The 6,660-nt window shown below is 52.9% G+C and carries 9 protein-coding genes and 1 pseudogene; 9 read left to right on the top strand and 1 reads right to left on the bottom strand.

The window, feature by feature from the left end:
• Positions 1-200, top strand: a 200-nt coding sequence (locus JET16_RS30145) for a hypothetical protein (protein ID WP_233531557.1), incomplete at its 5' end; no start/stop codon positions are given.
• Here JET16_RS30145 and JET16_RS30140 read toward each other — a convergent pair.
• Positions 170-277, bottom strand: a pseudogene (locus JET16_RS30140) (winged helix-turn-helix transcriptional regulator); the annotation flags it as partial. The gene JET16_RS30145 and the pseudogene JET16_RS30140 overlap by 31 nt on opposite strands.
• A gap of 1,004 nt (positions 278-1,281) precedes the next feature.
• Between JET16_RS30140 and JET16_RS14180 the strand changes: the two are divergent.
• From JET16_RS14180 to nuoK, 8 genes are read left to right on the top strand one after another with little or no spacing between them, the layout of a single operon-like run.
• Positions 1,282-1,641 (top strand): NADH-quinone oxidoreductase subunit A, encoded by a 360-nt coding sequence (locus JET16_RS14180; protein ID WP_199616867.1) that lies wholly within the window; start codon positions 1,282-1,284, stop codon positions 1,639-1,641.
• Entirely contained in the window at positions 1,626-2,144 is a 519-nt protein-coding gene (locus tag JET16_RS14175; RefSeq protein WP_199616831.1) for a NuoB/complex I 20 kDa subunit family protein, read from the top strand. Before JET16_RS14180 ends, JET16_RS14175 begins: the two co-directional genes overlap by 16 nt.
• Positions 2,141-3,229 (top strand): NADH-quinone oxidoreductase subunit C, encoded by a 1,089-nt coding sequence (locus JET16_RS30840; RefSeq protein ID WP_325176695.1) that lies wholly within the window; start codon positions 2,141-2,143, stop codon positions 3,227-3,229. Before JET16_RS14175 ends, JET16_RS30840 begins: the two co-directional genes overlap by 4 nt.
• A 6-nt stretch (positions 3,230-3,235) precedes the next feature.
• Positions 3,236-4,339, top strand: a complete 1,104-nt coding sequence (locus JET16_RS14165) for an NADH-quinone oxidoreductase subunit D (protein ID WP_199616829.1) — start codon at positions 3,236-3,238, stop codon at positions 4,337-4,339.
• On the top strand, positions 4,339-5,352 hold the full coding sequence (gene nuoH / locus JET16_RS14160; protein WP_199616827.1) for an NADH-quinone oxidoreductase subunit NuoH: 1,014 nt from the start codon (positions 4,339-4,341) through the stop codon (positions 5,350-5,352). The genes JET16_RS14165 and nuoH overlap by 1 nt, the downstream gene beginning before the upstream one ends.
• 30 nt (positions 5,353-5,382) lie before the next feature.
• On the top strand, positions 5,383-5,835 hold the full coding sequence (nuoI, locus tag JET16_RS14155; RefSeq protein ID WP_199616825.1) for an NADH-quinone oxidoreductase subunit NuoI: 453 nt from the start codon (positions 5,383-5,385) through the stop codon (positions 5,833-5,835).
• Position 5,836: 1 nt separating this feature from the next.
• On the top strand, positions 5,837-6,349 hold the full coding sequence (locus JET16_RS14150) for an NADH-quinone oxidoreductase subunit J (RefSeq protein WP_199616824.1): 513 nt from the start codon (positions 5,837-5,839) through the stop codon (positions 6,347-6,349).
• Complete coding sequence (nuoK, locus tag JET16_RS14145) at positions 6,346-6,660, top strand: NADH-quinone oxidoreductase subunit NuoK (RefSeq protein ID WP_199616823.1); 315 nt, start codon at positions 6,346-6,348, stop codon at positions 6,658-6,660. The genes JET16_RS14150 and nuoK overlap by 4 nt, the downstream gene beginning before the upstream one ends.

Raw genomic sequence — 6,660 nt, 5'->3', positions numbered from 1 at the left:
GGCAGCGCTTGTTCCACAATGAAACACGGTGGTTCACAGATAAACCACGTTGTGCCGAAGTGAAACAGGAGGCGGATGAACGGCAGCGCTTGTTCCACAATGAAACACGGTGGTTCACAGATGAACCACGTTGTGCCGAAGTGAAACAGGAGGCGGATAAAAACGGCAGCGCCCTCGCTTCGTCTAGCCTGTGTTTATAGGTCTGTCCCCACAAAATAAGGGGCTGCAGCGTTCTGCCGAACTCGGTCAGCGAGTATTCCACTTTGGGAGGGACCTCGATGAAGGCTGTCGGTTTCTATCGCACTCTCCCTTTATCCGTGACCGGCTTGGAATCAGCCCCCGGGAGCACGAGAATCGCGGAAACTCGTCGATGCCGGGCTTGTGAGAACGACGCTGACGGAGCGCCTCGAACCTATTAACGCTGCCAATCTTCGTTTCGCGCACGAGCGGTTGCTGGCCGGAGACATGATCGGCAAGTTGGTGCTCGAACATTTCTAATGCCACGATGGCAATGCCTTGCCGCGTTCGCCGACAACGGTACGATATTATGGACAGTTTTCACCGTTACAAGCAGTTTCGCGTTTGAATAAAAAACCGTTCCGGAAATGTTGCCGGGACGGTTCTTTATTTCGTCTATACCCAATTGCATCATTGGTTTTTGCACATACTAATATTACGGTTAAATTTACTTATTGCGCAGTTTTTTGTTAAAATATTTGGGGTTGTTCACTTTGAGTTTGCGTCCAATAATAGAATTCGCAACAAAAACTACTTTGCATATACGCCGGGGGAAGTTTTTGTTATAATGGTAACGTTTTATAGGTAAAGATTGCGTTTTCTATAAGAGAAGCTTATTTGTAGCCAAGCAGAGAAGCCAGACCACGTGCAGAGGAAGCTTCTCTTGCGAGATCAACGGAGTCATTTCAAGAAGTGAAACAATATTGATCTCTAAAGAGAAGCTTATTTGTAGCCAAGCAGAGAAGCCAGACCACGTGCAGAGGAAGCTTCTCTTGCGAGATCAACGGAGTCATTTCAAGAAGTGAAACAATATTGATCTCTAAAGAGAAGCTTATTTGTAGCCAAGCAGAGAAGCCAGACCACGTGCAGAGGAAGCTTCTCTTGCGAGATCAACGGAGTCATTTCAAGAAGTGAAACAATATTGATCTCTAAAGAGAAGCTTATTTGTAGCCAAGCAGAGAAGCCAGACCACGTGCAGCGGAAGCTTCTCTTCAATATCAATGCTTTGCCTAAGACAGGAGGACTGGAACCTTGCAACATTACATGAACAACTACGTGCTGGTGGCGATCTTTATCGCGCTAGGCATCTTCCTTCCGGTCGCCGCGCTGACGCTCGGACGATTGCTGCGCCCGCATAAGCCGACACCGGAGAAGCAGACAACGTACGAGAGCGGCAACGAGCCGGTCGGAACAGGCCAGGTGCGGTTCAACATCCGTTACTATCTGTTCGCGCTCATGTTCGTTATCTTTGACGTGGAAGCCGTATTCCTGTACCCGTGGGCGGTCGCGTACGACCAACTCGGTCTGTTCGCGGTTGTTGAAATGTTGATATTTGTCACGCTCCTTGTGATCGGCCTCATATATGCATGGAAGAAGAAGGTGTTGAAATGGACCTCGATTTAGCGAAAATCACACCCGAAGAACACGAGGAAATGCAGCGCAACGTGTTCATGACGACATTGGAACAGTTGAAAGCATGGGCCCGGAGCAACTCCCTGTGGCCGCTCACCTTCGGCTTGGCTTGCTGCGCCATCGAGATGATGGGCACGGGCGCTTCGCATTACGACCTTGACCGTTTCGGGGTTATTTTCCGCACGTCGCCGCGCCAGTCCGACGTCATGATCGTCGCCGGCACGGTAACGAAGAAGATGGGCCCGTTATTGCGCAAATTATATGATCAGATGCCGGAGCCGAAGTGGGTCATTGCGATGGGATCGTGCGCCACCGCCGGCGGACCGTACGTGAAATCGTACTCCGTCGTGAAAGGCGTGGATCAAATCGTGCCGGTGGACGTATACATCCCTGGATGCCCTCCCAATCCGGCCGCACTTATTTATGGGATTAACAAGCTACAAGAGAAAATCCGCTACGAAGCTAAGACCGGGAAGCGGGTGACCGACCGGTGACCGACGACAATGTAAAAAGGGACGCGAAGAAACCGTCAGTGCAAAACGAACCGAAAGCGGACGACAACAAGGCGCCTGAAACACCGGTCGAGAAAGCCGCAGACGAGTTGGCGAAGGAAAGCGGCGGGGCCGGCGAGCCGAAGAAAATGCCCGAAAGCTACGACGTATCCGTCCCTGTGAACGAGAAGGATGTCGCCGAGTTTACGCCTGAGCCGGATAAAGACGGCCGCGTGCTGGAGAATGCGCCCGGCGATAAGGTGAAGCTGGAAGACGGCAAAGCTACGCCTACGGAGGAAACCGTAAAACTAACCATTGAGAAGCAGCAGCCGGGCGGCGATACGGCGGAAGCGCTTGCCGCGGAACAACGGCGGGATGCGGAAGCCGCAGCCGAAGGCAAGAAAGACGGCGTGGAAATAGGTTCGGCAAACACGAATCCGAAAGCGCCGGTCAGCGACGAAGAGCGGGAAGCTCGCTTGAAGCGTGCGGCGGAAGCGCGCGCGGCGCGTGCGGCCGCGAAAGGCGAGGACGCGGGGGAAGCGGCGGCAGCTCCCCGGAAGGCGGCCGGCAAAGCGGAAGCGGCTGAAGAAGCAAAACCGAAGGAGCCTTCTCCTAATCAGCCGCAGCTCGACCGCGCAGCTGCGATTATTCGGGAAGCGGTGGCGGCCGATGCCGTTGAAGAATCGAGCATCAACGAGAAGAGCAACGACATGCCGACATTAACCGTACGCAATGAACACTGGTTGAAGACCGCCGAAGTGTTGAAAAGCCATCCCGAGTTGAGCATGAATTACTTGCGGAACTTATCGGGAGTAGATCAGGAGTCGCATTTGGAAGTCGTATACCACTTCATCAATATGACAAACAAACATGAGCTGTGCGTAAAGGTGAAGACGGATCGGGACAATGCGTCGGTTCCGTCCGTTACGCCGTTATTTGCGACGGCGAATTGGAATGAACGCGAAGCGTACGACCTGCTTGGCATTGATTTCCCGGGACACCCCGATCTGCGCCGAATCATGATGACCGACGACTGGGAAGGCTACCCACTGCGCAAAGACTACGAGCCGATCGATCCGGAGGTGTGAGCCGACATGGCATTGAGAACGGAAGAATTGTTACTGAACGTCGGTCCTCAGCATCCGAGCACGCACGGCGTGTTTCGTATCGTGGTAAAGCTGGACGGCGAAGTGATCAAAGAGGCGACCCCTGTCATGGGTTACCTGCACCGCGGCACGGAGAAGCTTGCGGAAAACTTGACATATACGCAAATCATCCCGTATACGGATCGAATGGACTACGTGTCCGCGATGACGAACAACTATGTGCTCTGCCATGCGGTGGAGAAATTAATGGACCTGGAAGTGCCTGAACGCGCGGAATTTCTAAGGCTTATCGTCATGGAGCTTCAGCGCGTCGCTTCCCACCTTGTCTGGTGGGGCACGTATTTGCTCGATATCGGAGCGATGAGCCCGTTCTTATATGCGTTCCGGGACCGCGAAATTATCATCAATCTGTTTAACGAGCTTTGCGGCGCACGCCTGACGTATTTCTACATGCGCGTCGGCGGAGTGAAGTGGGATGCGCCGGAAGGCTGGATTGAGAAAGTGCGCGATTTCATTCCATATATGAGAGAAAAACTCGAAGAATACGACCGGCTTGTCGGCGGCAACGAAATATTCCTTGCAAGAATCAAGGGAGTGGGCAAATACGACGCTCAGACGGCAATCGATTATGGGCTCAGCGGCGCGAATTTGCGCTGCACCGGCGTAAACTGGGACATCCGCAAAGAGCAGCCGTACAGCTTATACGACCGATTCGAATTCGACGTTCCGGTCGGAAGGAACGGCGATTGCTACGACCGTTATCTCGTGCGCATCGAAGAAATCAAGCAAAGCTTGCGCATCCTTGAGCAAGCCGTGGAACAATTCCCGGAAGACGGGCCGGTTATGGGAAAGGTGCCGCGCGTCATCCGGCCGCCGGAAGGAGAAACATATGCGGCTATCGAATCGCCTCGCGGCGAAATCGGGTGCTACATCGTCTCCAAGGGAAAAGACAAACCGTTCCGGCTCAAATTCCGCCGTCCGTCATTCGTCAACCTGCAAATACTGCCGAAGCTGCTTGTCGGCGAAACGATGACGAACTTGATTACGATCTTGGGCGGCATTGACATCGTTGTCGGGGAGGTTGACGCCTAATGCAAACTTTATTTGAAAACCCGCTCACTTGGACCGGGTTTTTCATCATGCTGGCGGTCGGCGTGCTTACGCTGTCGGTCGTTCTTGGCTTCGTCACGTACGCCATTTATTTCGAACGGAAGGTTATCGGCTGGATGCAGTTTCGGATCGGTCCGAATCGCGTCGGGCCGTTCGGATTGCTGCAATCCGTCGCGGACGTATTGAAGCTGCTGCTTAAAGAAGATACAATTCCCGCGAGAGCGGACCGTACATTGTTTATTCTCGCGCCGGTCATTGCATTCGTTCCGTCGTTCGCGGTCATAGTAACATTACCGTATACCGGTAACTTGTACGCGGCGGATTTAAACGTCGGCTTGCTTTATTACGCGGCTTTGTCCAGCATATCCACATTGGGCATCGTGCTCGGCGGATGGGCGTCCAACAACAAATACTCCCTGCTTGGGGGCATGCGTTCGGCGGCGCAGATGATTTCTTACGAAGTCCCGCTTATATTGTCGGTCACCGGCGTCATCATGCTCACCGGCAGCTTAAGCTTGAAGGATATCGTCGAGGGCCAAGCCGGAGGATTTTTCACTTGGAATATCGTGCCGCAAATTATCGGCTTCGGCGTATTCATCATCGCTGCCGTGTCTGAGTTGAACCGCACGCCGTTCGACCTTCCGGAAGCGGAGTCCGAGCTCGTCGCCGGATATCACGTAGAGTACAGCGGCTTTCGCTTCGCATTCTTCATGCTGGCAGAGTATGTGTATGTGTTCGCAATCGCGGCATTGACGACTGTTCTCTTTCTTGGTGGTTGGCATGCGCCGATTCCGTGGTTGGATCAAGCGCTGCCCGGACTCGCCATCGTATGGTTTTTGCTAAAGTTCTCTTTAGTAGTATTCTTCTTGTTCTGGCTGCGCGCCACGATGCCGCGTATCCGCGTCGACCAGCTCATGGGGCTCGCTTGGAAATATTTGCTTCCGATCGCGCTCGTGAACATTTTCTTGACTGCATTGTTTAAAGAACTGTTTTAACAAAAAAAATGGGATTGGAGGGGTGAGACGATGAAAGGGTTGGCCAAAGGATTAGGAGTCACTCTCAAGAGCATGACCAAAGAAAAAATCACCTATGCGTATCCCGATGTGCCGATGGCGATGCCCGACCGGTTTCGCGGCGTGCAGCATTTCGACCCGGACAAATGTATCGTGTGCAACCAATGCGCGCGGGTTTGCCCGACGGAATGCATCACGCTGACGGGCAAACCGAATCCGGATCCGGAGAAGAAAGGGAAGGTCATCGACACGTACGACATCAACTTCGAGATTTGCATTCTATGCGATTTGTGCACGGAAGTATGCCCGACCGAAGCGATCGTCATGACGAACAATTTCGAGCTTGCGACGTACAGCCGAGACGATTTGTTCAAAAATATGAAGTGGCTCAATGAGAACAATACGAACGTCCGCAGCGAGAACAGCAAAAACTTGACGCCTGCCGCCAAAGGAGGAGCCAATTGAGATGCCGTTTCTGACAGGCGAATTGGTCGCCTTCTTCATATTCGCATTATTGATCATTGGTGGAGCGATCTTTATGATCTCCTTCACCAAGGTCGTACATATGGTCGTTTCGTTGGCTTTTACTTTCTTGAGCCTCGGCGGATTATACGTGCTGCTTGAAGCCGAATTCGTCGCTTTCGTACAAATCTTGATTTACGCGGGCGCGATTTCGATCTTGATGATCTTTGGAATTATGCTGACAAAGCATACGGATGAAGAGAGGCAGGCACCGCGAATCGCCCACGAATCGATAACGGCGCTCGGATGTCTGGCGTTGTTCGGGATGTTGTTCTACGCGATCCAGAATGCGGACCTTACCCCGAACGGCGTGTTGAATCCGGGAGAAGACAATACGCGGGAAATCGGCCTGCTGTTGTTTACCGAACGCGTCATCCCGTTCGAGCTGGTCTCCGTCCTGCTCACGGTTGCGTTCATCGGAGCGATCGCTCTTGCCCGAAGGGAGGAAGAAGAATGACCGTTAACCTTGCTTCATCCTATCTGACGCTGGCGGCGATTTTGTTCTGCATCGGTTTGTACGGCGCGTTGACGAAGCGAAACGCGGTCATCGTGCTCCTGTCGATAGAACTTATGCTCAACGCGGTTAATTTGAATTTGGTGGCATTCGCAAAGTACGGAATCAATCCGTCGTTGAACGGACAAATCTTTTCGCTGTTTAACATTACGGTGGCGGCCGCCGAAGCGGCTGTCGGCATCGCGATCCTGATCGCGCTGTTCCGCAAGCGGGGCACGAGCGAAGTGACGGATATGGATGAGTTAAAGCATTAG

This window comes from Paenibacillus alkalitolerans (assembly GCF_016482785.1).
GTDB classification, from domain to species: domain Bacteria; phylum Bacillota; class Bacilli; order Paenibacillales; family YIM-B00363; genus Paenibacillus_AE; species Paenibacillus_AE alkalitolerans.
The sequence above is the reverse complement of the archived record's forward strand: the minus strand, read 5'-3'. Positions and strand labels throughout refer to the sequence as shown.

Bases quoted from the DNA above. Each gene is read 5' to 3' on its own strand.
- JET16_RS14165 (WP_199616829.1), top strand. From the start codon at position 3,236: ATGGCATTGAGAACGGAAGAATTGTTACTGAACGTCGGTCCTCAGCAT.
- nuoK (WP_199616823.1), top strand. From the start codon at position 6,346: ATGACCGTTAACCTTGCTTCATCCTATCTGACGCTGGCGGCGATTTTG.
- nuoI (WP_199616825.1), top strand. From the start codon at position 5,383: ATGAAAGGGTTGGCCAAAGGATTAGGAGTCACTCTCAAGAGCATGACC.
- JET16_RS14150 (WP_199616824.1), top strand. From the start codon at position 5,837: ATGCCGTTTCTGACAGGCGAATTGGTCGCCTTCTTCATATTCGCATTA.
- JET16_RS14180 (WP_199616867.1), top strand. From the start codon at position 1,282: ATGAACAACTACGTGCTGGTGGCGATCTTTATCGCGCTAGGCATCTTC.
- JET16_RS14175 (WP_199616831.1), top strand. From the start codon at position 1,626: ATGGACCTCGATTTAGCGAAAATCACACCCGAAGAACACGAGGAAATG.
- nuoH (WP_199616827.1), top strand. From the start codon at position 4,339: ATGCAAACTTTATTTGAAAACCCGCTCACTTGGACCGGGTTTTTCATC.